The sequence below is a fragment of the Winslowiella toletana genome, assembly GCF_017875465.1.
GTDB lineage: Bacteria > Pseudomonadota > Gammaproteobacteria > Enterobacterales > Enterobacteriaceae > Erwinia > Erwinia toletana.
In genome coordinates this window covers 2795566-2819839 of record NZ_JAGGMQ010000001.1, presented here as the reverse complement: position 1 = coordinate 2819839, position 24274 = coordinate 2795566, and the positions used below count along the sequence as shown (strand labels likewise).

Sequence of the window (24274 nt, the reverse complement as noted above, 5' to 3'; positions counted from 1 at the left end):
TCGACAGGCAGGAATAATTTATTCCTTACACTATATGATGAAAAGAATTACTCATTCCAGAAGAAGCGTATTGGGCAGGCTGTTAAAGAAAAAACCCGTCCGGGGAGGACGGGTCAGAGATTACTGCGCGCTCTGGGTACGCAGACTCAGTTCATAGCTGGCAGCTTGCTGGCTATCAAACTGGTCTTCCCATTTGGCAATCACCAGCACCGCCAGCGCATTACCCACCACATTCAGCGCGGTACGCGCCATATCCATAATGCGGTCAACACCGGCAATAAACGCCAGTCCTTCCAGCGGAATACCGACACTGCCCAGCGTGGCCAGCAGCACCACAAAGGAGACGCCCGGCACACCGGCGATACCTTTCGAGGTCACCATCAGCGTCAGCACCAGCACGATTTCCTGACCAATCGACAGGTCAATACCATACAGCTGGGCGATAAAGATCGCTGCGATGCTCTGGTACAGCGTTGAGCCATCAAGGTTAAAGGAGTAACCGGTCGGCACCACAAAGCTGGTAATCGACTTCGGAGCGCCATAGGCTTCCATCTTCTGCATAATCCGCGGCAGCACCGTTTCCGAGCTGGAGGTGGAGTAAGAGAGGATCAGCTCATCCTTCAGAATGCGCATCAGGGTAGTGATACGCAACTTACAGATACGCGCTACGCTGCCCAGCACCACAAAGGCAAAGAACAGAATCGCGGCGTACACCAGGATCACCAGCTTCGCCAGCGGCCACAGTGAGGCAAAACCAAAGTTGGCGATGGTTACCGAAATCAGCGCAAAGACGCCAATCGGGGCGTAACGCATAATCATATGCGTCACTTTAAACATCGCTTCTGAGGTTGAACGGAACACTTTCAGCAGCGGATCGCGATGTTCTGCCGGCAGTGACGACAGACCAAGGCCAAACAGCACCGAGAAGAAGATGATTGGCAGCATGTCGCCTTTGGCGATTGCGGCGAAAATATTCGTCGGAATCAGGGACATAATGGTAATCACCAGACTGTGCGCACCGCTCTGCACCTGCTCTGTCGTGGCTTCGTATTTAGAGATGTCCACCGTTGCCAGCGTCGACATATCAATGCCGCTACCAGGCTGGAACACATTGGCCAGGGTAATACCTACCACGATGGCAATGGTGGTAATCACTTCAAAATAAATTATGGTTTTGACACCAATACGACCCAGTTTTTTCGCATCGCCCACGCCGGCAATACCGACGATTAGCGTGGAAATCACTATTGGCACGACGATCATTTTTATCAGGTGGATAAAGATATCGCCAGCCGGACTAAGAAAGTTACTGACTAACCATTCACGCTGCTCCGGCTGGTTATGCAGAATCGCACCGACAGCGATCCCCAGCATCAGAGCAATCAGAATTTGCCAGGCAAGGCTGATTTTAAAACCTTTCATAACGCTTAATTCCTTAACAAAACCCCACTTCCACGTACTGCGTGCGGAAGCTTTACACTCATGGGAGGCGGACAGTAATCCGATAAAATCGAGGGTTATTGATGGTTGACGCCTGCATAACAGGCGCGTAATCAGTACCATTTTCACTGGCATAAAAGCAACCCTTGGCGCGTTTGCGCGCCAGCCGGGCGGTGCGGCAGGATAAAATGCTAATAAGTTATGGAAAGCATAACTTGCTGTTATAAAAAGTAATATTTATACGCTATTTGGCATAGCTATGCAGTTTTGTGCAAATAACAGCCAGTGCCGTTTGCTTATTTTTTGGGCAGTGCAATTGGACCTTTCCTACACTTCAGGTGAGAACATTCCCAACCTGTATGCATGGCAAGCGCGTAATAATCCTGGAAATTTCAGGCCGATAATTCCCGTGATCTGTCGCGCAAAAAAGAAACAAAGCGTGATTCCTGTCTTTAATTAACTTTTGGTTGACATAATATTAACAACTTCAAGGAGACCAGCCATGAGCCAAATACATAAGCATCCCGTGCCCGCCAACATAGCGGAAAATACCCTGATCAATGCAGAACAGTACCAGTCGATGTATCAGCAGTCGGTACAAGATCCCGACGCTTTTTGGGGAGAACAGGGCAAGATACTTGACTGGATTAAACCTTATACCCGCGTGAAGAACACCTCCTTCGCGCCTGGCAATATTGCGATTAACTGGTTTGAGGATGGCACGCTGAATCTCGCGGCTAACTGTCTGGACCGCCATCTGCACGAACGCGGCGACCATCCGGCGATTATCTGGGAGGGCGATGATGCCAGCGAAAGTAAGACCCTGACCTTTCGCGAACTGCATCGGGAAGTGTGCCGCTTTGCCAATTCACTGAAAGAGCTGGGCATTAACAAAGGCGATGTGGTTGCGATTTATATGCCAATGGTGCCGGAAGCGGCCGTCGCCATGCTGGCCTGCGCGCGCGTCGGCGCGGTGCATTCGGTGATTTTCGGCGGCTTTTCGCCAGAGGCGGTCGCCGGACGCATCGTCGACTGTAATGCCAGACTGGTGGTCACTGCCGATGAAGGCATTCGCGCGGGGCGCACCATTCCGCTGAAAAAGAATGTCGATGACGCGCTGAAAAACCCGAACGTGAAATCGATCACTAACGTGGTGGTGTTCCGCCGCACCGGCAAAGAGATTGACTGGACCACGGGTCGTGATCTCTGGTGGCACGAGCTGGTTAACAGCGCCAGCGCTCACCACCAGCCGGAAGAAGTGAATGCGGAAGATCCGCTGTTTATCCTCTATACCTCCGGCTCAACCGGCAAGCCGAAGGGGGTGCTGCACACCACCGGCGGCTATCTGGTGTATGCCGCCAGCACCTTTAAATATGTGTTTGATTACCATCCGGATGACGTCTACTGGTGTACCGCCGACGTTGGCTGGATCACCGGCCACAGCTATCTGCTGTACGGTCCGCTGGCCTGCGGTGCCACCACGCTGATGTTTGAAGGGGTGCCAAACTGGCCGAAACCGAGCCGGATGGCGGAAGTAGTGGATAAACATAAGGTAACCCTGCTGTATACCGCGCCGACCGCGATCCGCGCGCTGATGGCCGAAGGCGACCGGGCGATTGAGGGCACTGACCGCTCTTCGCTGCGCATTATGGGTTCGGTCGGTGAGCCGATTAACCCGGAAGCCTGGGAGTGGTACTACAACAAAATCGGCGATGGCCGTTGCCCGATCGTCGATACATGGTGGCAGACGGAAACCGGCGGTTTTATGATCACCCCGCTGCCCGGCGCCACCGAGCTGAAGGCCGGCTCCGCCACTAAGCCGTTCTTTGGCGTGCAGCCTGCGCTGGTAGATAACGAAGGTAATCCGCAGGAAGGCGCATGCGAAGGCAACCTGGTAATTGTCGATTCATGGCCAGGCCAGGCGCGCACCCTGTTTGGCGACCACGACCGCTTCGAACAGACCTACTTCTCCACCTTTAAAAATATGTATTTCAGTGGTGACGGCGCGCGGCGTGATGAAGATGGCTACTACTGGATCACCGGCCGCGTCGATGACGTGCTGAATGTTTCCGGTCACCGTCTTGGCACCGCCGAAATTGAATCCGCGCTGGTCTCCCATCCGAAAATTGCCGAAGCGGCGGTGGTGGGCATTCCGCACAGTATTAAAGGCCAGGCGATCTATGCCTATATCACCCTCAATCACGGTGAGGATCCGACGCCAGAACTCTACAGCGAAGTGCGTAACTGGGTACGTAAAGAGATTGGCCCGATTGCCACCCCGGATGTGCTGCACTGGACCGATTCATTACCGAAAACCCGCTCGGGCAAAATTATGCGGCGTATTCTGCGCAAAATCGCCGCCGGTGACACCAGTAACTTCGGTGATACCTCAACCCTCGCCGATCCTGGCGTCGTTGAGAAACTCGTTGAGGAAAAACAGACCATTAAGATGCCATAAGTTTTACCCCCTCCCGTGACGGGAGGGTGTTGGATCCCGATTTTAAAATAATAACAAATGCCCTGTTCAGGAGGGGCTATCGGCGCAGTCATTGTCTGACCAGCAAGATAGCCTCTCACCTACTCTGGAGATGCTGTGATGAATGACGTTATTTATCAGCGGATCGAAAACAGTGCGCGTTTTAAAGAACTGGTGCGCAAGCGCCAGGCTTTCGCCCTGCTACTCTCCGTCATTATGCTCGTGCTTTACGTCGGTTTTATTCTGCTTATCGCCTTTGCCCCCAACTGGCTAGGCACCCCGCTGTATGAAGGCACCAATGTCACCCGCGGCATTCCGATTGGTGTCGGGTTAATCGTGATCTCATTTGTACTCACGGCAATTTACGTCTGGCGCGCCAATGGCGAATTTGAACGTATGACCAAACAGATTCTCAGCGAGGTAAAAGGATGAAAGCGCGTTATGCACTGCTGGCAGCATTAGCGCTGCTCCCTCTCTCATCGCTGGCCGCCGATGCCCTCACCGGCGCGGTAAAGCAGCAGCCCACTAACTACGAAGCGATCATTATGTTCCTGGTGTTTGTTGCCGCCACCCTCGGCATCACATACTGGGCAGCCAAACGCACGCGCACGCGCAGTGATTACTATACCGCGGGTGGCAATATCACCGGCTTTCAGAACGGCCTGGCGATAGCCGGTGACTATATGTCGGCCGCCTCTTTCCTTGGTATTTCGGCGCTGGTCTACACCTCAGGTTACGATGGCTTAATCTACTCGCTTGGCTTCCTCGTCGGCTGGCCGATTATCCTGTTTGTGATTGCGGAAAGACTGCGTAATCTTGGTCGCTACACCTTTGCCGATGTCGCGTCTTATCGCCTGAAACAGAAACCGATTCGCTCTCTTTCCGCCTGTGGTTCACTGGTGGTGGTAGCGCTGTATCTGATTGCGCAGATGGTTGGCGCCGGTAAGCTGATTCAGCTGCTGTTTGGGCTGGATTACCATATCGCCGTGGTGCTGGTCGGCATTCTGATGGTGATGTATGTCCTGTTTGGCGGCATGCTGGCCACCACCTGGGTACAGATTATCAAAGCAGTGCTGCTGCTGTTTGGCGCCAGTTTTATGGCAATTATGGTGATGAAAACCGTCGGTTTCAGCTTTAATACGCTGTTTACTGAAGCGATGGCGGTACACCCGAAAGGCCAGGAAATTATGCGACCGGGCGGACTGGTGCACGATCCGATTTCCGCGTTATCGCTGGGTCTGGGGCTGATGTTTGGCACCGCCGGTTTGCCGCATATTCTGATGCGTTTCTTTACCGTTAATGATGCGAAGGAAGCGCGTAAAAGCGTGCTGTACGCCACCGGCTTTATGGGCTACTTCTACTTCCTGACGTTTATTATCGGTTTTGGCGCCATTCTGCTGGTCGGCGCGAATCCGGCATTTAAAGATGCATCCGGCATGCTGATTGGCGGCAATAATATGGCGGCCGTGCATCTGGCTAATGCGGTGGGCGGTAGTCTGTTCCTTGGTTTTATCTCTGCCGTCGCCTTCGCCACCATTCTGGCGGTGGTCGCCGGTCTGACGCTGGCGGGCGCCTCGGCGGTCTCCCACGATCTGTATGCCAGCGTATTCCGCAAAGGTCATGCTACCGAGCGTGAAGAGCTAAGAGCATCGAAAATCACGGTAGTGATCCTCGGTATCGTGGCCATTCTGCTGGGGATAATGTTTGAGAAGCAAAATATCGCCTTTATGGTGGGACTGGCCTTCTCAATCGCCGCCAGCTGTAACTTCCCGATTATTTTACTGTCGATGTACTGGTCAAAACTGACCACACGCGGCGCCATGGTTGGCGGCTGGCTTGGCCTGCTGACGGCGGTGATTCTGATGATCCTCGGCCCGACGGTATGGGTGCAGGTGTTAGGCAATCAGCAAGCCATCTTCCCTTACGAGTATCCGGCGCTGTTCTCAATGCTGGTAGCCTTTATCGGCATCTGGGCGTTCTCCATTACCGATAAGTCGGCTGAAGGTGCCGCAGAACGCAAACTGTTCCCGGCGCAGTTTGTCCGTTCGCAAACCGGTTTGGGTATTGAGCAGAGCAGCAAAGCGCATTGATAAGGCGATAAAAAAAGCCGGGCAATCTGATTGCCCGGCTTTCTCAGAATGAATCGCTGCGCAAATCAGAAACGCACTGAACCACCGATATACGGGCCATCGGCCAGTACATTGTCTTTACGACCATCTTTGCCGTCGAGCGCCAGATATTTGTAACCCACACGCAGATTAAGCAGCGAAATCGGGGTGAAGCTCAGGCCAGCCGACGCCTCCTGATAGCTGTCGATACGGCTGGAGAATGAATCTGGTGAGTAATAGTATTCACCATACACACCCAGCATTTTAGTGACCGGCAGCTGCACACCGCCGCCAACGGCTACGGCATAACCGTCTTTCGCATCTTGCGGGCTGATAAACATCGCTTTTACGCCGGGGGATAAAAACACCGAACCGACTTCAATGTTATAACCAAGGCCAACACCGGACACGCTGCCGTCGTGATCGCTGCGCATCCAGTTACCTGACAGGCTCAGACCTGGCGTGGTGGTTCCCAGGCCGACATTCAGGTTGGTGTAGTGCTCACCCACATCAACACCACCTTCGATTGCCTGGGCTGAACCCGCTAACAACAACATCGCTACGCCACTGCTTAAAATAATTTTATTCATTGCCAAACTCCATGGTGAACTGGCTTATCGTTTACTGACTAATTTTCGAGGGGGAATGGTAAACGAAAAAAAAACCAATTAACAACCGGATATACGATACTTTGCGCTGCGTCAGGTAAGTGATCACTTACTCAGGCTAAATCGTCGCCCACATAATATGGCCGATTGCCGGTGCAATAACCACCGTCACGACGCCCGACAGCATCATTACCAGGCTGGACACCACTCCCTCCTGCTGGCCCATTTCGTAGGCTTTGGCAGTACCTGCGCCATGGGAGGCCGCCCCCAGTCCGGCGCCTTTTGCCAGTCCCTGTTTCACCGCCAGGCGGATAAACAACAGGTCGCCAATCGCCATGCCAAACACCCCGGTAATCACCACAAACAGCGCCACCAGATCCGGCTGACCGCCAAGCTGCTTCGCCGCCGCCAGCGCAAAAGGCGTGGTGATCGAACGCACCGCCAGACTGCGCTGAATCTCCTCCGGCAGCGTCAGCAGACGCGCCAGCCACACCGAACTGCACACCGCCACTGTGGTGGCGGTAATCACGCCAGCGCTCAGCGACATCCAGTGACGACGGATAATCGTCATATTTTCATATACCGGCACGGCGAAGGCCAAGGTCGCCGGACCCAGCAGCCATAACAGCCAGTGGCTCTCGCCAATATAGTCCTGCCAGGAGATATGCGTCACGATCAGCAGCGCCACCAGTACCATCGGCGTCATCACCAGCGGCATCAGCAGCAGCTTATGCCAGCGGCGATACAGGCGCTTATTCAGGAAGTAGATCAGCAGGGTGGCGATCAGGCACAGCATGCTGACGATAAAATCACTCATCGCGGCGCGCCTGCTTACGTTGCGCCAGCCAGATTTCAAAGCGATACACCCTGTCCACCACCAGCGCGGTAGAAGCCAGCACCAGAATGGTACTGATGGCGATCACCAGGCAGATACGCCAGCCTTCGACGCGCAGCAGCTGCGAGTAATTAATTACCGCCACCACCGCCGGGACAAAGAACAGCAGCATTTCGGCCAGCAGCCATTTGGATCCCGCGCGCACCCAGTCCAGCGGCAGCACGCGCAGCATAATCAGCGCCAGTAACAACAGCATACCAACGATATTGGCTGGCAGCGGCAGATGCAGCCACTCCACCAGTTGCTCCGATGCAATAAACATCCCGGCATAAAGCGCCACCTGTAGCGGTACCTGTAAACGTTGCAGTCTTCCCGCGCCCTGCGGCTGCAGTGCCAACGCCATGATCGTTTCCTCGTAAGAATTCAGCGCTGTTAGTATAAATCAGTGACAAACAGTGAAAGAAATGAATTAAAATCATTAAAACTATGCCTTAAAGGAATGTTTTATGGACGTCAGAGCGCTGCGCTATTTTGTTGAAGTGGTACGCCAGCAAAGCTTTACCCGTGCGGCGGAGAAGCTGTTTGTCACCCAACCGACCATCAGCAAAATGCTGCGCCAGCTGGAGCAGGAGCTGGATTGCACCCTGCTGATCCGTGAAGGACGCAAGCTGCATCTCACCGACAGCGGCCAGGCAGTATATCAACGCGGACAGACGATTTTGCAGGAGTTTAAGCAGCTGGAGACGGAAATCAGTGATATCAATGAACTGAAAACCGGTGAACTGCGGCTGGGGATCCCGCCGATGGTCGGCATGCAGATCGCCGGTTCAATTTCCGCTTTTCGCCAGCGCTATCCCGGCATCGAATTGAAAATCTCGGAGTCTGGCGGCCTGACGGTGCAGCAGGCGGTGCAGTCCGGCAGCCTGGATTTAGCCCTGACCGCCCTGCCGCTGGCGGAAGAGGTGTCGCTGAATATTCTGCCGCTGATGAGCCATCCGCTGTGTGTGCTGGTGCCGCGCAGCGCACAGTGGCTGAGCCGCAGCAGCGTCGCGCTGGCGGAACTGGCCGAACATCCGATCCTGATCTACAACGAAGAGTTCTCACTCAATCGTCAGTTAATGCGCGCTTTCCAGCGCAGCGGATTTACCCCACAGATTGCGGTACGCAGCGGTCAGTGGGATTTTCTGGCGGCAATGGTGCAGGCGGGAATGGGCGTAGCGATTCTTCCGGAGCCAATCTGTCAGCGACTGGATAAACAGTTACTGCTGTGGCTGCCGCTGGAGTCGGATCTGGAGTGGAAACTGGGATTGATCTGGCGTGAAGGCAGCTATTTATCGCGCAGTGCGCAGGCATGGATCAGCTGCTGTCGTGAGTTCTGGCCGGGGGAAGCGCCGACATTATCGGTGTAAATTTTTCTGCAGGAGAGCTTGCTAACGCTCGCTTTATTGATTGATCTGAAAACCGCTGAAATCTATTCGAGAGGGATAGGGCACTGAAAATGATAAAGTCGCTTATCGGTCAGTTTCATCTGGTAAAAACCGCTTCGACGCCACATTCGAAACCTTTTGGTGCATTTACCAAAAAATACGAAACAGCCCTTATACAAAGGCCGTTAACAGATGAAATTAATGAAATTTTTATCAAAACAAGATATCTAAAAACGCCTAATACAGCTATTCCCATAATTTCCCTGCATCTGTTTATTTTTCTGGTCAGTGCCATTTTCATATAAAAAACAGGAAAAACTTATCTCATAGATCAACAGTAAATATTTACTTGACACGAAACAAATAACAATTTAAAAGATATTATATTATATTATTTATTATCACCCAACTTATTTTTTAAAGAGAGAAAAAGGTGAACTCTAATTTTTTCAGAAATGACGAAATTAATAATAAGATTAAAGCAAGCCTGGAAAAAACACTATTACAAGAAAGAAAATATAAATTTGGTTATTTTATAATTAACAAGAGAGACTTAACTGACATTTGCATTATAAATAACCACTCTGAATGGTTTGATCTATATGCTGAATTCAGCCATCAGATGATAGATCCGGTAGTGGTTAGATCTCTGTCCAGAATAGAAGATTTTCGTTGGAATAAGGGAATTACAGCCCTATCAAATAAAGTTATGCTCCAGGCTAAAGAATATAATATCAATAGCGGTCATACATTTATACTTCACGACTATAAAAATAATTTGGTACTACTATCAATCTTCAATGATATGCATATTAAAAAAGAACCCCTGTTAAACAAAGAAAAAATATTCTCTTTGTTAGTCAAAACACACCAAGAAATATTATCTCTATATGAAAATCTTGAAGGAAATTTTAAAGACAGCATTAATATCACAAAGAGAGAAAGTGAGGTTCTTTGTTTGGTAAGCACAGGGAAAACCTATAAAGAAGTTTCAATGACTACAGGAATACATGTAGCAACTGTTAAATTCCATATGGGAAATATAGTTAAAAAATTAGGCGCCGTTAATGCCAGGCATGCTATAAAACTGGCTTCCGATTTAAAATTAGTAATCTTCCCTGTTGAGCAGAAACAATAAAATATATGGGAAAGAGAAAAATCGTCAGACTAACATCCCAATCTTTACCCGCTGCCCGATTTACCTTTTAATCACGGGCATTAGCCCCTGCGCGAGAATATCTGCAACATCGCAGGGGCAGCCCGTGTCACTGTTACTCTTCTTTTTCCACCAGCAGTGCTTCCAGCAGATCCAGATCGTGCAGCAACTTCATCATGGTTTCATTACTGATCTTCTGCGTGGCGCGCAGATGGTAGACCTCAGCACGCTCGGCACGCAGCGCAGTTAAACGGAAGCGGCGCTCAAGGTTTTCCGCAAACAGCGCACGCTCCATATCCTCTTTGCCATCAATACGCCGACGCATATTGCCGATCACACGCGCACTCACCTCTTTCAGCAGCTCGGTATCGATATTCTCTTCGGTATCGACCGCCAGCCGCTCTTCCATCTTATGCAGGCTCTCAATCGCCACACCGGCCATTGCCGCGCGGGCGTTCTGTATCTCATGGCGATGTACCGACTTATCAATGCCCTCCACGCCACGCAGCAGAACCGGCAGCAGAATCACCCCGACAAACAGCGAGAACAGAATCACCCCGGTGGCGAGGAAAATCAGCTCATAACGCGCCGGGAACTCTTCGCCATTGGTCAGCAGTAACGGAATCGACAACACACCGGCGAGCGTAATCGCGCCACGCACCCCGGCAAAAGAGGCGATTAACAGTTCACGGGTGGAGTAGTTACCAAACTCCATCGGGCGTTTCTTCAGGAAGCGACGGCTAAGACGCTGCATAATCCACAGCCAGCCAAAGCGCACAATCATCAGCGCAGCGTAAATCAGCACAATGTCGGTAAACAACATCCACAGCTGCACATTCGGATCGGCATTCGCCTGCGCCACCGAGGTTTCCAGAATACCCGGCAACTGCAGGCCCAGCATCAGGAACACCATGCCGTTAAACACAAACTCCAGCATCTGCCAGACGCTGTTGGCGCGCAAGCGCATCGCCAGCGGCGCCTGTCGCATAATCCCGGAACGGGTAATGGTCATCCCGGCCGCCACCGCCGCCAGAATGCCGGAAACGCCAAGGTGTTCAGCAATCAGATACGAGGCAAACGGCAGCAGCAGCAGCAGCACGGTTTGCGTGGCCGGATCGTCACCGGTCAGGCGGCTGAACAGACGCAGTGACTTACCAAACAGCCAGCAGACCGCCACACCAGCCAGCAGGCCACCGATCGCCACTTTGACGAACTCAATACTGGCGCCGCCAACGGTAAACACCATGGTGCCCATCGCCACGGCGACGGCAAATTTTAGCGACACCAGACCGGAGGCGTCATTCATCAACGCCTCGCCCTGCAGAATCGACATAATTTTCTTCGGTATCCGCCCTTCGCCGACAATGCCGGAGAGCGCGACCGCATCGGTTGGCGACAGCACCGCCGCCAGCGCAAACGCCGGAATCAACGGAATGCCCGGCACCAGCCAGTAAATCAGATACCCGATACCGACCACGGTGATCAGCACCAGCACTAATGCCAGCCCGAGAATTTCGCGTCCATGGTGGATAAACTCACTGGTGGGCGTTTTCCAGCCGTCGGCAAACAGCAGCGGCGGAATAAACAACACCAGGAACAGTTCAGGATCGAAGTCGACGTGCAGACCAAAGGTGGGCCAGGCAAGCATTGCGCCAGCGGCGATTTGCACCAGCGGCAGTGGGATCTGGAACGGAATAATACGTGCAGCAACACCGGACAGCGATACCACCAGCGTCATAATCAGAATTGTAAAAAAGATTTCCATGCTTTCTTTGTAGCCCCTTCTTCCAACAGGCGGTGTAAAACGGCATGGGGAACGACATGCCTCAGGGCATTGTAAAACAAAAGCGCAGAGGGTTTAAAAACAGGACGTGCGATTGGGAAAATTGAGACGAATCTGGCGTAAAAGCGCAGATATACGGCGGGATGTACCAGAGGGGAATCCATTCCCCTCAGCGTGACGGGCTTAAATCGCCCAGCCACCTGCATAGAAGGCGACCAGCGCCACCGCAATCACCACGGTGCCGACGTTCAGCTTGCGCCATTCACCGGCAAAAATACGGCCAATCACCAGCGAACCGAAGCCCAGCATAATACCGGTAACGATATTACAGGTCAGTACGATAAACACTGCCGCCAGTAAACCGGACATCGCATCGACAAAGTCGCTGAAATCGATTTTTGACACGTTGCTCAGCATCAGCAGGCCAACATACATCAGCGCTGGCGCCGTGGCATAAGCCGGAACCAGGTAAGCCAGTGGCGACATAAACAGAATCACCATAAACAGCAGACCAACCACAATCGCCGTCAGACCGGTTTTGCCGCCCGCCGCCGTACCCGCCGCCGATTCAATATAGACCGCCGCCGGGGAGGAGCCGACCAGACCGGCAAAAATGCTGCTGACCGAGTCAGTGGTCAGCGCTTTGCCGCCGTTGATAATCTGATTGTCTTTATCCAGCAGATCAGCCTGACCCGCCACCGCACGGATGGTGCCGGTCGCATCAAACACCGCAGTCATCACCAGCGCCAGCACGCTGGGCAATACCGCCGGTTTTAACGCGCCGAGAATATCGAGGCTAAATACCAGCGAATTGCCATTGGCATCGCTCAGGCTTGGCATGGCAAACAGCCCCTGGTATTTTACCGCCGGATCAAAAATCAGACCGATAATTGAAATCGCGATAATGGTCAGCAAAATGCCGCCCGGCACGCGCAGTTTTTCCAGGCCAAAAATCACTGCCAGACCAATCAGCGATAACAGCACCGGGAAAGAGGCGAAGTTACCCAACGCCACCGGCAGACCCGGAGCCGGGTTTTTCACTACCAGGCCAACACCGTCAGCGGCGATTAACAGCAGGAACAGACCAATACCCACACCGGTGCCGTGCGCCACGCCCATCGGCAGGTTGCGCAGGATCCACGCGCGGATGCCGGTTGCCGAGATAACCGTAAACAGCACCCCCATCAGGAACACCGCACCGAGCGCCACCGGTACACTGATCTGCTGACCCAGCACCAGGCTAAAGGCGGTAAACGCCGTCAGTGAAATGGCGCAACCGATCGCCAGCGGCAGATTGGCCCAGAAACCCATGATAATTGAACCAAAGCCCGCGACCAGACAGGTTGAAACAAACACCGCAGTTGGTGGGAAGCCAGCTTTGCCCAGCATGCCCGGCACCACAATCACCGAGTAGACCATCGCCAGGAAGGTGGTGAGGCCAGCAATAACCTCCTGACGCACGGTACTGCCGCGCGCAGAGATTTTGAACCAGGCATCCATAGAGCCGCCAGCCTGGCGTGAAGGAGTCGACATAGAGAATATCCCCTGAGATTTCTTATGATGGAGTGAAGCGCTGTATGTATCCTGGCCCTGTCTGGCACTTAATGGCGCAGGCAAACGTTTACTTACAGGGCCAGCTAAAAAGGCAAACGATTATCCTGCCTTTAATAGCGCTTTTTCAACTGCTGTTTGCCGCTGATATGCCCTTTTTAACCCTGACTTGACGCGATCATGGTTATCCCATGCGCAGATCTGACTGTACGCATCAGAAACAGCGCGTGGTAATAGGTTTTTCTTACAGAGAAGCCGTTGCGCAGAGGGGGATGAAACCTTTGTTGCGCAACGGCGTAAAAACATTCAGCTCAGCGTCAGCTCGCCGCCCTGCGCAATGGCGCGATGCCATGCCGCACGGGCCTGAATCTTCTCTAACCAGCCGCGGGTATGGGGCTGTAGCTCAGTGGCGCCACGCGTGGCCAGCGCCTGGACGGGGAAGCTCATCTGGATATCGGCAATACTGAAATGTTGTCCGGCAAACCACGGATGCGTCGCCAGATGTTGCTCAATAAACTGTTGATGTGTCGCGATTTGTTTATCGAGATACCCCTTCTGCACCCCTTTGCCAAAGGCGGCGCCCACCGGACGTAGCAGCCAGGGCACCGGCGGCTTCCCCATGCGGCTGAAGATCAGTTTCATCACCAGCAGCGGCATTAAGGAGCCTTCGGCATAGTGCAGCCAGTAGCGAGACTGAAGCTCCTCATCGACATCAGAAAGTTTCAGACGATATTCTTTGTCATATTTGCCGGCAAGATACTCAATAATCGCCCCGGATTCAGCAATCACGCGATTTTCATCGGTAATCACCGGTGATTTACCTAACGGATGCACTTTTTTTAACGCTTCCGGCGCCAGCATGCTCTCTTCACGCTGATAGCGTTTGATCTGATAGGGGACTTCCAGCTCTTCCAGCAGCCAGAGGACACGCTGTGAGCGGGAGTTATTCAGATGGTGAACCGTAATCATAAGGTAACCTTTTGTTCAGGGACGGTTTGTCAGTATAGACCCTGCTGCTAACGCTCAATTTCCGGATCCAGCAGAATCGCCCCGGTTCCCTGCAATGACAGCCGATCGTCCGGGTTACGCAGCGGGCAATCCCTCATCGACAGACAGCCGCAACCAATGCAACCATCCAGCTGGTCACGCAGGCGCGTCAGCGTTTCAATGCGCTTATCCAGTTCCGAGCGCCACTGTTGAGTCATCTCAGCCCAGGCTTTGACCGAAATGCGTTTATCCGCCGGCGCATTCCCCAGACTGTCGCCGACCGTTGCCAGCGGAATGCCGATACGTTGGGCGATTTTAATAATCGCCACCCGGCGCAGCACATCACGGTTGTAGCGCCGCTGATTACCGGCATTACGCGTACTGGAGATTAAACCCTTCGACTCATAAAAGTGCAGCGCCGAAACCGCCACACCGCAACGTTTCGCCACATCTCCGGGGGTCAGAACTGTTTTCTGACTATTGCGATCTTTTTTCATTTAGCGCTTTACCTCAAGTTAACTTGAGGAATTATACTCCTCCACCAACAGAACGGCGAACGCAAAATTTCACAAATAAAGGATGAGGTCATGATGCATAACGACATTATTCATACACTGACTGACTGGATTGAGCAGAATTTAGATAAAACTCTGTCGATTGATGAAGTGGCGGCAAAATCGGGTTATTCGAAGTGGCACCTGCAACGTATGTTCCGTTCAGTGACGAAACAGACGTTGGGCGGATACATTCGTGAGCGTCGCCTGACGCTGGCAGCAGAAGCGCTATCCCACACCCAGCGTCCGGTATTTGATATTGCGATGCAGTATGGCTATGACTCGCAGCAGACTTTTTCGCGGGTATTTCGTCGGCAGTTTGCGCAAACGCCAACCGCTTACCGCCATCATATGCGTCGGCAAACGATGCAGCAGCGCCCGGCGAACTGGAGTTTTGACTGTGGTGAACATTACGCCAGCTACAGCCAGCGTATGCATGGTGAATACTGTCCGGTCAGTTAAACCGCTCTCCCCTGTCGCAGGGGATCAGTGGTTTTGTCCGCGAGCTGACTTTTCCGCACCCGCTTCCCAGCATGATGGCGAAAAATACCAGCCGCCGCCCAGTTGCTTAATGTGATACATCGCCGCATCGGCCTGCGCCAGCAGCGCCTGTGGGGTGCTATGACGCGGCGCGAGGGCAATACCAATGCTCAGCGACTGCTGCACACTCTCACCCTGCGGCAAAGTTATCGGCTGTAGCATCGCCGCCATAATATGACGCGCCACCTGCGCCGCCTGATCCGCAGACTCGACATTGGTCAGCATAATAGCGAACTCATCGCCGCCAAAGCGCGATACCAGATCGTCTTTACGCAGATGCGCACGTAAACGCTCAGCCGTCGCGCCGAGCACCGCATCGCCGGCGGCGTGCCCCCAGGTATCATTAACCTGCTTAAAGCGATCGCCATCAATAAACAGCACGGCCAGACTGTTGCGTGCGTCATCCAGACTGAACTGCTGCGCTAAAGCACGTTCAAATTGCGCGCGGTTAGGCAGGCCGGTAAGTGAATCATGCGCCGCCTGATGCGCCAGATCCGCGTTTTCACGTGTCATGTGACGCTGCCACTCGGCCAGCTCGTCTAACAAACCATTAAAATCCAGACTTAATTTATTCAACTCGGCGATCTCCGATGAAGGAACCCGTTGGGAGAAAGCACGACGTTTACGTACGTCATGTGCCACGGAAGCAATACTATGCAGGCCCTGGATAATTCCCGCGTGCATCCGCTGGGAGAGATAAGCCGCTACCAGCGCGGTAATCAGCAAACTGCCGCCCAGCCAGGCAAATGCGCGATAGATGTACGCCGTCACTACGCTGGCGTCGCCGGTAATCGACACACGCCCGACTTCGCGCTGGTTATAAATCACTGGCAGGCTCACCGGCTGGGGAAACAACCAGCGGGCAATCATGCCATCAATGCTGTTCTGCACCTGATGATTTGGTGACTGCCAGCGGGCCAGCAGCTGATTGCTGCTATTAAAAATCGCGGCCTGTGAAAACTGCCCGCGTTTACCCAGCACCTTCAGCACATCGCTGGCCTTATTGCGGTCATTAAACAGCACGGCAGGCTGGGCGCTAAAGCTGATGGTCGAAGCCACCAGTTGCAGATTATTTTCGGCATAGTTGCGCAGCGCGAACAGCGAAAGCGTCGATAGCGAAGCCCCCGAGATCAGCAACGAAACCAGGATAATCACTATATGAATACGCTGTAGCGACTGACGCAGCGTTGGCAGCCTGCGTCGGTTCGGCTCAACCACATAGCTGACTTGCGGATTACGTTTAACCATCATCGTGTCCTGCCTGGCTGGCGCGCAATAACCCGCGCGCTTAACTGCTCCAGCGATGACCCTCTGACAATATCATCTGTACGGCTGTCGCCTGTTTCCCCGCAATCAGGGCAGAGTGATATTGACTGACAAGGTCTTCAGGGGCTGAGGCGCAAACCAGGATGGCGCGGCTCAACCTTGTGACCATCAATTATATTTGTGGTCTGCTGCGAGATAAATCAGGTGAGCCATGGTTGCCGCCCTCCTGGTGGTGTAAAAGGTATTGCCAATAAAGAACATAAGTAAACATAAATACTCCACGGTATTCGATACTGTTCTAATGTTCGGCCAGGCCGATTTATTGTTAATTCACGATTACTTTTTTAATAATAGAAAGCTCATTCTGATAATAAAATCAGAATAAGACTTGATGACATCTACCAGGCAGAAAACTCTACAACCAATTGGTAAATAGTACAACTTTTTCGTAGGTAAGATTCATCTTAAATAGATTGATTTGCCAGCAATAACCCCGCCGAAAAGTTTCCCGGCTTATCTCAAATGCGAAAAAGTTAACCTAATTACTTTAAATCAACTGTATGATTTATAAGATATAATATAAAATATTTAGCTTAAGTTTTCTTTTTTCCTTAAAAAGGAATCAGTGTAACTTATCAGTGTTTACTTCAGTAAACTTACTCATATCTGACAGTCGCCATGCAGACAAAACGGCTAATTTCATATAAAAACCGGTGCTAAATTAGTAGCCGGATTAACCCGTTATTCATCTGCAATTAATTACCGCGTAGCGGAGAGGATAAATAGCCTGTGCTGATGGCAAAACAGTTTGCGCAAGGAAAATTAAGAGTTTTCCTTCCCCCGTGGTGATGACGGCAGCATCCGGCAACAGAACTACCATACCAAGTGTAAATTTTGTTCAATTTTTAAAACCCAATGATATAATGTGATCCACATCACACAATTGACCTGCGGGTCAGTGGGTTGAGAAGCTTCCCTGACCATTCCTCAACACCGGATAGTGATGCCATTATTCGTCAGGGCATATCAGATATCGAGTGAAGAGGTTTGTTTGATGGGTACCATTGCCGCAAGTGTTGTACTGATGCGTTGGGAACTGCTGAGCGCAGTGATGATGTTTTTCGCCAGCACCTTTAAGATTAAATGCCGTCAGAGCAGCCGTAACGCCATGGCATTTGTATTTAGCGGCGTGGGTATTGGTATGTCCTGCTGGTTTGTTACCGGCCTGCTGGGTATCACGTTAAGCGTGGATAACCTGAACTATGCATGGCAGGTGACCAAAGATGTGTTTATTGATGTGATGAGTCATCAGCCTGATAATATTCTGCTGCCATAACTCTGCAGCAAAAATGCGGGCCACACACCGCCCGCATTTCCCATCCCGCACTTACTTCACCGTTATATTTTTTTCAGCATGGCCGGAATAGCAACATCCTGCACCACCGCATCCGGACGCAGCGGCTGAAGGCTGTCCTGAATCCACATCGCGCCCATCATCTTATCCAGCCCGCGGTCAAGGCCAGTCACCAGCCCTGCCCCTGGCGTAAAGGTAAGCTCGCCAAAGTAAACATGCCCTTCGTTGATATACCAGTCGACACGTACGTAATCGAAATCTGACGCCAGCTTTTTACTGAGCTCCAGCGCCTGCGCCAGTGACTGCATATCCGCGGCAATATCCAGCCCGGTGTCGCGAATCTTATGAAACGCATCGCTCAGATTATTCACGTAAAAATTCATCGACAGCGCCGGCATACTGCGGTTGTAGATCACCTGCAACACATATTCGAAAGATCCATCTTTCTTGTTAAACATATGAAACTTGTAATCAACGGGCGCCGACTTGCCATCACCGATGTACTTCTCGACCAGAATACGTGGCCGGATATAGCGATAGTGAATCTCACGCGCTTCGCTGGAGAAATCTTTGCGCAGCCATTCAACACAACGATTAACAATCAGCTGCTTCTGCAGGCAATCTGGCTCTTCCAGCAAAATATCCACCATGTTTGAACCATGGTTCGGTTTAATCACGGTGCCCTTCAAAGATGTTAAGCTGAGCAGTGTAGTCGGATCGTCAGTTTCATAAACTAACGGCACCAAATATTCATCACCAATAGTGCTGGCGATATAATCGCGCACCAAAAATTTATCAGACAGTCTTCCGTAACGAATATAATCTCCATTTATAAACTTGCGATACAGCACTTTTTCATTAAATAACTTAGGTTCACGTATATTCGGCAATTTTTTAAATTTATGAAAATAATGAATCCTGTCCTGGTATGCCCACGGCATTTTCTTGATGAAGTACTTGACGCTTCTTCGTAATTCATCTTTAAACTTCAACATTTTTCACCTCATCTGTAGGTTTTGTAGTTGAGTGAGGAAACTTGTATTTTTTTGATGACGCCATTTTTAAAGAAGTAATTCATTACGGTCAGGGATAATAACTCAGTGATAAAAACACTCCACGCCGCACCCATTAAGCCAAAAGATTGAATTAACAGATATGAAGTGGGAAGGCTGATAACCATCAGGCTGATAATTTTCTTCAGCAGATAGTTAAATCCCCCCTCTTTCACCATGTAACGGTAGGCCACCGTCCCCATAGCCGAAAAGCAGGTTGCTATCGACAATAACGTAACGAGACTTCCTGATTGTGTGTAGTCTTGCCCATAAAGTGTGATGATGAGCTTTTCGCCATAAACCGTAACGAGCAGAAGCATCAGCAATGATACAGCCATAACATAACCATGCAGCCTTGCGGCCAGCTTAAACGCGACGTCAGAACGTTCTCTGAAAATCTCCGTAAAGCATGATGTAATAATCGCTACAGGAATAAATATCCATGAAGCAGAAACCGTGTTTGCCGCTGCAAACAGGCCGAGATCCTGTGAGGAACCGACGCCAACTAAAAAGAATTGCGCCATTTTTACCTGAATCGAAATAAATATGCTGGAAATGGCCAACGGCAGACCGGCATACAGCAAATAACGTAAATATTTTTTTCTTTTATGTCTCGGTGGTGCAATATCCAGATGGCTCTGATAAAACACATTACGTTTAATCAGATAAGGCACCAGCGTTACCGAAACAATTGACAGCGTCAGAAATAGCGGATTCATTTTGAACCAGGCGATTAAAAAACTCAGCGCGAAACTTAAGGTCATTCCCGTCGCATTCGCCATCGTATTCAGCCGCGAAGCCAGCCGCGCATTGTTATAGACACTAAACGTATCCTGGGTGACAAACAGCGCCGCCAGAAAAGAGGCGATCGCAAAAGCCACAAAATTTTCCTGCATGGCGTACCAGACGTAAGCCAGCACCGGAACCGACAGCAGCATAAAAATGGTGATGCGCATTTTTTTTGCCACCGCCATCAGCTTTACGCCTTTCTGCGCGCTTTTGCTGATGCGCTTGAACAGGATAGTCTCAGTACCAAAAATAGCCACCGTTTGCACCACCGAAAACAACGAGGCGGAAAATGCTATCTGGCCGAAAACCGCGGGTCCAAAAGACTTGGCGACGTAAGACGTCACAAATATTACGCCAAAAACAGAAACAATTTTTTCTGACATCATCCAGACGGCATTTGACATTACGCTGAATTTCATCGACTCATCCTTTGTGTTTCCAAAAAAACCACTTAATACAACACATCCTTGTCCACAATTGACAATTTCACAAAACGCATGCTGGCGAAAAAAGGCACCTGATTATTATTAAAAACAACCACTGTATAAACTCCGCCAAAACATTGGGAATGAAATTTATCTAAGAATTACCCTGGGTTGACTCTGATTAATTTTGGGCCAGTAGCGGCTCCGTTATGTAAACGATTTCACAAAATGGTTGTATTTATTTTTCAGTGTGTAATCGATTATTCGACTGAAAATGCTGCTGCTAAAACCACTCACGCTTTGAATGCGCTTTCCCGATTGGCATGGAACGAATCTATATCAAAAAACCCTTTCTCGAAAGTCATCCAAACTCAATTAATAAAAAATAAGACTATTCCCATGATGCTATTTCTAAAAGATAATTTAACTTAACCCTTGCAATTCAAATCTCGTACTTAAAAACACTGCAGATATATTCTGGATGAACAGTGCCAGAGTTAATTGCGGTTAATCTCAATCATTAATACTTTAGAAAGGAAAATGCATTTATGAGAAAGTCACGATATAGCGAAGAGCAAATCACCAGTGCTATTAAAGCTTCAGAATGTGGCGTTAAGGTTAAGGAGATCTGTGATGAGCTGGGGATCTCCGAGGCAACATTCTATAGCTGGAAAAAGAAATACGCGGGTCTCTCTTCAGAAGATGGCAGGAAAATCAAAGAGTTAGAGGAAAAATTACAAGCTGTGGAGCGCGAAGTGCAGATGTTGAGCGCCGATAAAGAGATGCTGCAGAGCGTTCTCAAGCACTTCTTTACCACCAATGACAAGCGCCAGGCTGTTAATTTCCTTCAGGATACCTATGAAATCGGTACGCGGCGCAGCTGTCGTCTGCTGGATATCAGCCGCAGCGTTTACCACTACCCATTACATTGTGATAGCCAGTAATATCTGTATTTTTTAATTGTTAGTCAGAATAATGCCAAAAATTAAATATGGATGCTTTTGATTAAAGTGGTCAATTTTTAACAAGCATGACTTCTCTTTTCTGATGCTTTAAGTATTGGGAACAGGGTGACTTTGGCCGTTTTCTTAACCGATTATTTTAAACCCCCCTAATATCAGGCTATTCAGGCGCGTCTGCCGGTTTCACATTCCGGCTGACGCGCCACTCATTACTTCATCTATGTTTACCGATCAGCCAGTAATTCCATAAACCAGGTTAGCAGTGGTAAACATTCCCGTCATTCTCTCTCGATTGCCAGAAAATTTCCGCTGGTCCTGAAACGCTCACTACCCGATCCTGGCCTGTCGCTGCGCCTGTTGCTGCCTGCATGCATCCGACCAGGAAGATTGCCATTAATAATGGTTTAGTACTGCTTACGACTTGGTGTTTTTTTACCCAGCACCAATCGGCCAGATCGCCCCTTTCCTCTTCAGCTGCTTAACTATTGCCTGAGTAAACCCCGCTTGCGGCAAGCCAGCTGGCGCTTTTTTTCCATCATCTGGTGGATCGCGCCAGAGCGAATTCTGGCAAAAATGGGGTTTCAGGCGGCGCAAAGCATTCAGTAGATTGCTTTTAGCTTCGGTAAATCCATCAAAATTTTATTAGCGACAATTCTTATAGCCATTTTTGCACCGCTTATGGCAAGGGCGTAGTCAAATTGCAGGAAAAAACAACAATCAATACCCACAAAATTATGCCGCTCAGATCACAAAACCCGCGCTTTCTGCCGTTGAAAACCTGAAAAATAATTGAACAGAGCCGCTTTTGCCAGATTTGACCGTCAGGAAAGGGGTGGCATCCAGCCGCTTAATGCGCCGCTGGATGTGCCAGAGTGTAAATTTATAGAGATAAAAGGAATAAAAAGGGACTGTTTAGCGCAGGAAAAAGCTTAACAAACAGGATTTAGCTATTTTCAGGCAGCCATAAAAGGTGCGCATATTCTTAAATAATTACGCCCCTTGCGTAATAAAAGGTGCCAGTTGCGACCAGAATTTTGCTCAGTTTGCCGATTTGATTTCGACAATTTTTACTGTGGGTTTGATGCGCATCGCATAAATAACGCCAGCAATCAGGCAGATAATGCCCAATAGCGTCAGTAACGGCGGCCATTGCTGACGCAGCATAAAGGTATATGCCAGCCCGGCGAGGATCTCAAATACGATTAATGGCCCTACCAGCACCGTAGGCAGACGCTGGCTGCCCTCATTCCAGCACAGCGCGCCCAGCCAGGAACAGAACAGGCCGAGCACCAGCATTAGCGGAATAAAGACTTCTGGCCGCGGGCCGAATGGCTGGGCAAATGCGGGTTGCGTCAACGCCAGCTGGATGCTCACCAGCATCCCGGCGATTAACGCTACCGGCAGGGTCACCAGCCCTTGCGCCGTCGCCCAGGTGCCCGGTTTTTTATCGGGATGCTCCCTGAGCCAGCGCGCATTGCGTAACGGATACCAGGTCCAGCAGGCCACCGCCACCAGCGCCAGTGCAATACCACTCAGATAGCGCCAGAGAGAAAATTCCCCGCTGTCCGCTGCTAACTCAGCAGCGTTAACCAGCACTAAACCCAGTGCAATCAACAACAGAGCCGGGGTCAGCTTGCGCCAGGAGAGCTTACCGTCATGATGGCTGTACAGCAGGTTAGCCGTAACCGAAATCACCACCGGCAATGTGCCGATAATCATGGTTGAGATCGGCGCACCGGTGCGCTGGATGGCATTGGCAAGGCAGGTGTAGTAAAGAATGTTGCCGATGACGGTAAGTTTTAACGCTTCAATCCAGTCACTGGCCACCAGCTGACGCAGGCGATGGCGCTCACGCCAGGCCAGCGGCAAAGCAATCAGACCAAAGGCCACATAGCGGCCGACGGATTGCAAAGCCCCCGGATATTCCGGCACAAACAGCGGTCCAACAAAAATTAATCCCCACATTAAGCCTGCAGAGAGGGCAAACAGTACGCCAGCGAGCATCTTCAGCACCTGAAACAAGAAAAGTCGCCGCTACTGTGGCGCATTCCGTCGGCAAAATATTGTATAAGATTGCGCTATTGCCGACCGCCTGTGACCTGCTTCTGATAGCGGATCGGCGTAATGCCATAGCGCTGGGCGAAAGTGCGCGTCAGGTGCGCCTGATCGCTAAGCCCTACCGTCGCCGCCACTTCCGCAGCGGCGATACCGCGCGTCAGCAGCTGCTTGGCTTCATATAAACGAAAAGCCATCAGCATCTGATGCGGCGTGACATGGTACTGCCGTTTAAACTGACGCAGGAAATGGTAAGGACTGAGCGACACCAGCGTCGACAGTTCAGCGAGGGTGATATTGCGTGTAAAATGCTCACGCAGATATTCTCTTATAATATCAAAGCGTTGTGCTGGCTCAGCGATCAGCTTTGTCGCCACCCGCGCATGGGGGCGCAGCAGTTGCATAATGCTGAGCATATGCCCCTCAATCGCCAGTGAGTCGCCAGCCTGCCAGAGTTCAGCCAGCGTGTGGGAAAGCTGCTGCGAAGTCGCCAGATCTTCGCGCACCGCATCGGTAAACCACCATCCCTGTTCGCCGGACAGCGCTTCCATGACCTGGGGTTCGATATAGATCATGCGGTAACGCCAGCCATCCAGGGTCGCAGATTCACCGGTATGCAGTTCATCCGGATTCATCAGTACCAGTGAATGGGTTGGTGCGACATGGTTACTGCCACGATAGCGAAAACGCTCAGCGCCGTAGTCGATAGTGCCCATGCCAAAAGCTTCGTGGGTATGCGGCTCAAAGGCGTAGCTGGAGATATGCGCGTGATACAACTCGACACCTGGCATCTCAGGCAGATGCCGGAAGCGGGCGCGATCTTTTTCACACGGAAACTGCTGCGGAACCCCTTGCATGCCAAACCTCACGACTATTATAGATAACAAAACAACGGGAGCCGATAAC

The 24274-nt window shown here is 51.0% G+C and carries 21 protein-coding genes; 8 read left to right on the top strand and 13 right to left on the bottom strand.

Annotated features, from left to right (window positions below):
• Positions 1-120: 120 nt before the first annotated feature.
• Positions 121-1422 carry a glutamate/aspartate:proton symporter GltP gene (gene gltP / locus J2125_RS13080; protein ID WP_017799022.1) on the bottom strand — a complete coding sequence of 434 codons (1302 nt, stop codon included), beginning with the start codon at positions 1420-1422 and terminating at the stop codon, positions 121-123.
• 520 nt (positions 1423-1942) lie between these two features.
• On the opposite strand from gltP, the gene acs reads away from it, so the two are divergent.
• From acs to J2125_RS13065, 3 genes are all read left to right on the top strand, one after another.
• The gene (acs, locus tag J2125_RS13075; protein ID WP_017799023.1) at positions 1943-3898 is read left to right on the top strand and encodes an acetate--CoA ligase; all 1956 of its coding nucleotides are present in this window, start codon (positions 1943-1945) and stop codon (positions 3896-3898) included.
• Between the two features lie 138 nt (positions 3899-4036).
• The gene (locus tag J2125_RS13070; RefSeq protein WP_017799024.1) at positions 4037-4348 is read left to right on the top strand and encodes a DUF485 domain-containing protein; all 312 of its coding nucleotides are present in this window, start codon (positions 4037-4039) and stop codon (positions 4346-4348) included.
• A complete protein-coding gene (locus J2125_RS13065; protein ID WP_017799025.1) occupies positions 4345-6006 on the top strand; it encodes a cation acetate symporter in 1662 nt (553 codons plus the stop codon). Before J2125_RS13070 ends, J2125_RS13065 begins: the two co-directional genes overlap by 4 nt.
• Positions 6007-6071: 65 nt before the next feature.
• On the opposite strand, the gene J2125_RS13060 is transcribed toward J2125_RS13065, so the two are convergent.
• From J2125_RS13060 to J2125_RS13050, 3 genes are all read right to left on the bottom strand, one after another.
• Complete coding sequence (locus tag J2125_RS13060) at positions 6072-6614, bottom strand: YfaZ family outer membrane protein (RefSeq protein ID WP_017799026.1); 543 nt, start codon at positions 6612-6614, stop codon at positions 6072-6074.
• Positions 6615-6750: 136 nt separating this feature from the next.
• Positions 6751-7449 (bottom strand): LrgB family protein, encoded by a 699-nt coding sequence (locus tag J2125_RS13055; protein WP_017799027.1) that lies wholly within the window; start codon positions 7447-7449, stop codon positions 6751-6753.
• Entirely contained in the window at positions 7442-7870 is a 429-nt protein-coding gene (locus tag J2125_RS13050) for a CidA/LrgA family protein (RefSeq protein WP_017799028.1), read from the bottom strand. Before J2125_RS13050 ends, J2125_RS13055 begins: the two co-directional genes overlap by 8 nt.
• A gap of 103 nt (positions 7871-7973) precedes the next feature.
• Between J2125_RS13050 and J2125_RS13045 the strand changes: the two genes are divergently transcribed.
• Both J2125_RS13045 and J2125_RS13040 read left to right on the top strand, forming a co-directional pair.
• Positions 7974-8876, top strand: coding sequence for a LysR family transcriptional regulator (locus tag J2125_RS13045; protein WP_017799029.1), 903 nt, complete (start codon positions 7974-7976; stop codon positions 8874-8876).
• A 451-nt stretch (positions 8877-9327) separates the two neighbouring features.
• Positions 9328-10032, top strand: a complete 705-nt coding sequence (locus J2125_RS13040) for a helix-turn-helix transcriptional regulator (RefSeq protein ID WP_017801627.1) — start codon at positions 9328-9330, stop codon at positions 10030-10032.
• A 133-nt stretch (positions 10033-10165) separates the two neighbouring features.
• Here the strand turns inward: J2125_RS13040 and J2125_RS13035 are convergent, their stop codons facing one another.
• The 4 genes from J2125_RS13035 to soxR form a co-directional block, all read right to left on the bottom strand.
• Positions 10166-11815 (bottom strand): Na+/H+ antiporter, encoded by a 1650-nt coding sequence (locus J2125_RS13035; RefSeq protein WP_017801628.1) that lies wholly within the window; start codon positions 11813-11815, stop codon positions 10166-10168.
• A 201-nt stretch (positions 11816-12016) separates the two neighbouring features.
• Positions 12017-13366 (bottom strand): NCS2 family permease, encoded by a 1350-nt coding sequence (locus J2125_RS13030; protein ID WP_026111765.1) that lies wholly within the window; start codon positions 13364-13366, stop codon positions 12017-12019.
• Positions 13367-13690: 324 nt separating this feature from the next.
• A complete protein-coding gene (locus J2125_RS13025) occupies positions 13691-14353 on the bottom strand; it encodes a glutathione S-transferase family protein (RefSeq protein ID WP_017801631.1) in 663 nt (220 codons plus the stop codon).
• A 47-nt stretch (positions 14354-14400) separates the two neighbouring features.
• A complete protein-coding gene (soxR, locus tag J2125_RS13020; protein WP_017801632.1) occupies positions 14401-14868 on the bottom strand; it encodes a redox-sensitive transcriptional activator SoxR in 468 nt (155 codons plus the stop codon).
• Between the two features lie 90 nt (positions 14869-14958).
• Between soxR and soxS the strand changes: the two genes are divergently transcribed.
• Positions 14959-15387 (top strand): superoxide response transcriptional regulator SoxS, encoded by a 429-nt coding sequence (gene soxS, locus J2125_RS13015; protein ID WP_017801633.1) that lies wholly within the window; start codon positions 14959-14961, stop codon positions 15385-15387.
• A 24-nt stretch (positions 15388-15411) separates the two neighbouring features.
• Here the strand turns inward: soxS and dgcN are convergent, their stop codons facing one another.
• On the bottom strand, positions 15412-16716 hold the full coding sequence (dgcN, locus tag J2125_RS13010) for a diguanylate cyclase DgcN/YfiN (protein WP_017801634.1): 1305 nt from the start codon (positions 16714-16716) through the stop codon (positions 15412-15414).
• 1069 nt (positions 16717-17785) lie between these two features.
• Here dgcN and J2125_RS13005 point away from each other — a divergent pair.
• Positions 17786-18067 (top strand): YjcB family protein, encoded by a 282-nt coding sequence (locus tag J2125_RS13005; protein ID WP_017801635.1) that lies wholly within the window; start codon positions 17786-17788, stop codon positions 18065-18067.
• Between the two features lie 62 nt (positions 18068-18129).
• Here J2125_RS13005 and J2125_RS13000 read toward each other — a convergent pair whose 3' ends face one another.
• Both J2125_RS13000 and J2125_RS12995 read right to left on the bottom strand, forming a co-directional pair.
• Positions 18130-19080 (bottom strand): ATP-grasp fold amidoligase family protein, encoded by a 951-nt coding sequence (locus tag J2125_RS13000; RefSeq protein WP_026111766.1) that lies wholly within the window; start codon positions 19078-19080, stop codon positions 18130-18132.
• An 8-nt stretch (positions 19081-19088) separates the two neighbouring features.
• A complete protein-coding gene (locus J2125_RS12995; protein ID WP_017801637.1) occupies positions 19089-20345 on the bottom strand; it encodes an MATE family efflux transporter in 1257 nt (418 codons plus the stop codon).
• A 554-nt stretch (positions 20346-20899) separates the two neighbouring features.
• On the opposite strand from J2125_RS12995, the gene J2125_RS12990 reads away from it, so the two are divergent.
• Positions 20900-21295, top strand: a complete 396-nt coding sequence (locus J2125_RS12990; protein WP_017801639.1) for a transposase — start codon at positions 20900-20902, stop codon at positions 21293-21295.
• A 1056-nt stretch (positions 21296-22351) separates the two neighbouring features.
• Here the strand turns inward: J2125_RS12990 and J2125_RS12985 are convergent.
• Entirely contained in the window at positions 22352-23317 is a 966-nt protein-coding gene (locus J2125_RS12985) for a DMT family transporter (RefSeq protein WP_017801640.1), read from the bottom strand.
• A gap of 74 nt (positions 23318-23391) precedes the next feature.
• Positions 23392-24225 carry an AraC family transcriptional regulator gene (locus J2125_RS12980; RefSeq protein WP_017801641.1) on the bottom strand — a complete coding sequence of 278 codons (834 nt, stop codon included), beginning with the start codon at positions 24223-24225 and terminating at the stop codon, positions 23392-23394.
• Between the last annotated feature and the right edge of the window lie 49 nt (positions 24226-24274).

What these genes read in the sequence shown, in the direction of transcription:
- gltP (WP_017799022.1), bottom strand. Translation starts at nt 1,422, where the DNA reads ATGAAAGGTTTTAAAATCAGCCTTGCCTGGCAAATTCTGATTGCTCTG.
- acs (WP_017799023.1), top strand. Translation starts at nt 1,943, where the DNA reads ATGAGCCAAATACATAAGCATCCCGTGCCCGCCAACATAGCGGAAAAT.
- J2125_RS13070 (WP_017799024.1), top strand. Translation starts at nt 4,037, where the DNA reads ATGAATGACGTTATTTATCAGCGGATCGAAAACAGTGCGCGTTTTAAA.
- J2125_RS13065 (WP_017799025.1), top strand. Translation starts at nt 4,345, where the DNA reads ATGAAAGCGCGTTATGCACTGCTGGCAGCATTAGCGCTGCTCCCTCTC.
- J2125_RS13060 (WP_017799026.1), bottom strand. Translation starts at nt 6,614, where the DNA reads ATGAATAAAATTATTTTAAGCAGTGGCGTAGCGATGTTGTTGTTAGCG.
- J2125_RS13055 (WP_017799027.1), bottom strand. Translation starts at nt 7,449, where the DNA reads ATGAGTGATTTTATCGTCAGCATGCTGTGCCTGATCGCCACCCTGCTG.
- J2125_RS13050 (WP_017799028.1), bottom strand. Translation starts at nt 7,870, where the DNA reads ATGGCGTTGGCACTGCAGCCGCAGGGCGCGGGAAGACTGCAACGTTTA.
- J2125_RS13045 (WP_017799029.1), top strand. Translation starts at nt 7,974, where the DNA reads ATGGACGTCAGAGCGCTGCGCTATTTTGTTGAAGTGGTACGCCAGCAA.
- J2125_RS13035 (WP_017801628.1), bottom strand. Translation starts at nt 11,815, where the DNA reads ATGGAAATCTTTTTTACAATTCTGATTATGACGCTGGTGGTATCGCTG.
- J2125_RS13030 (WP_026111765.1), bottom strand. Translation starts at nt 13,366, where the DNA reads ATGTCGACTCCTTCACGCCAGGCTGGCGGCTCTATGGATGCCTGGTTC.
- J2125_RS13025 (WP_017801631.1), bottom strand. Translation starts at nt 14,353, where the DNA reads ATGATTACGGTTCACCATCTGAATAACTCCCGCTCACAGCGTGTCCTC.
- soxR (WP_017801632.1), bottom strand. Translation starts at nt 14,868, where the DNA reads ATGAAAAAAGATCGCAATAGTCAGAAAACAGTTCTGACCCCCGGAGAT.
- soxS (WP_017801633.1), top strand. Translation starts at nt 14,959, where the DNA reads ATGATGCATAACGACATTATTCATACACTGACTGACTGGATTGAGCAG.
- dgcN (WP_017801634.1), bottom strand. Translation starts at nt 16,716, where the DNA reads ATGATGGTTAAACGTAATCCGCAAGTCAGCTATGTGGTTGAGCCGAAC.
- J2125_RS13005 (WP_017801635.1), top strand. Translation starts at nt 17,786, where the DNA reads ATGGGTACCATTGCCGCAAGTGTTGTACTGATGCGTTGGGAACTGCTG.
- J2125_RS13000 (WP_026111766.1), bottom strand. Translation starts at nt 19,080, where the DNA reads ATGTTGAAGTTTAAAGATGAATTACGAAGAAGCGTCAAGTACTTCATC.
- J2125_RS12995 (WP_017801637.1), bottom strand. Translation starts at nt 20,345, where the DNA reads ATGAAATTCAGCGTAATGTCAAATGCCGTCTGGATGATGTCAGAAAAA.
- J2125_RS12990 (WP_017801639.1), top strand. Translation starts at nt 20,900, where the DNA reads ATGAGAAAGTCACGATATAGCGAAGAGCAAATCACCAGTGCTATTAAA.
- J2125_RS12985 (WP_017801640.1), bottom strand. Translation starts at nt 23,317, where the DNA reads ATGCTCGCTGGCGTACTGTTTGCCCTCTCTGCAGGCTTAATGTGGGGA.
- J2125_RS12980 (WP_017801641.1), bottom strand. Translation starts at nt 24,225, where the DNA reads ATGCAAGGGGTTCCGCAGCAGTTTCCGTGTGAAAAAGATCGCGCCCGC.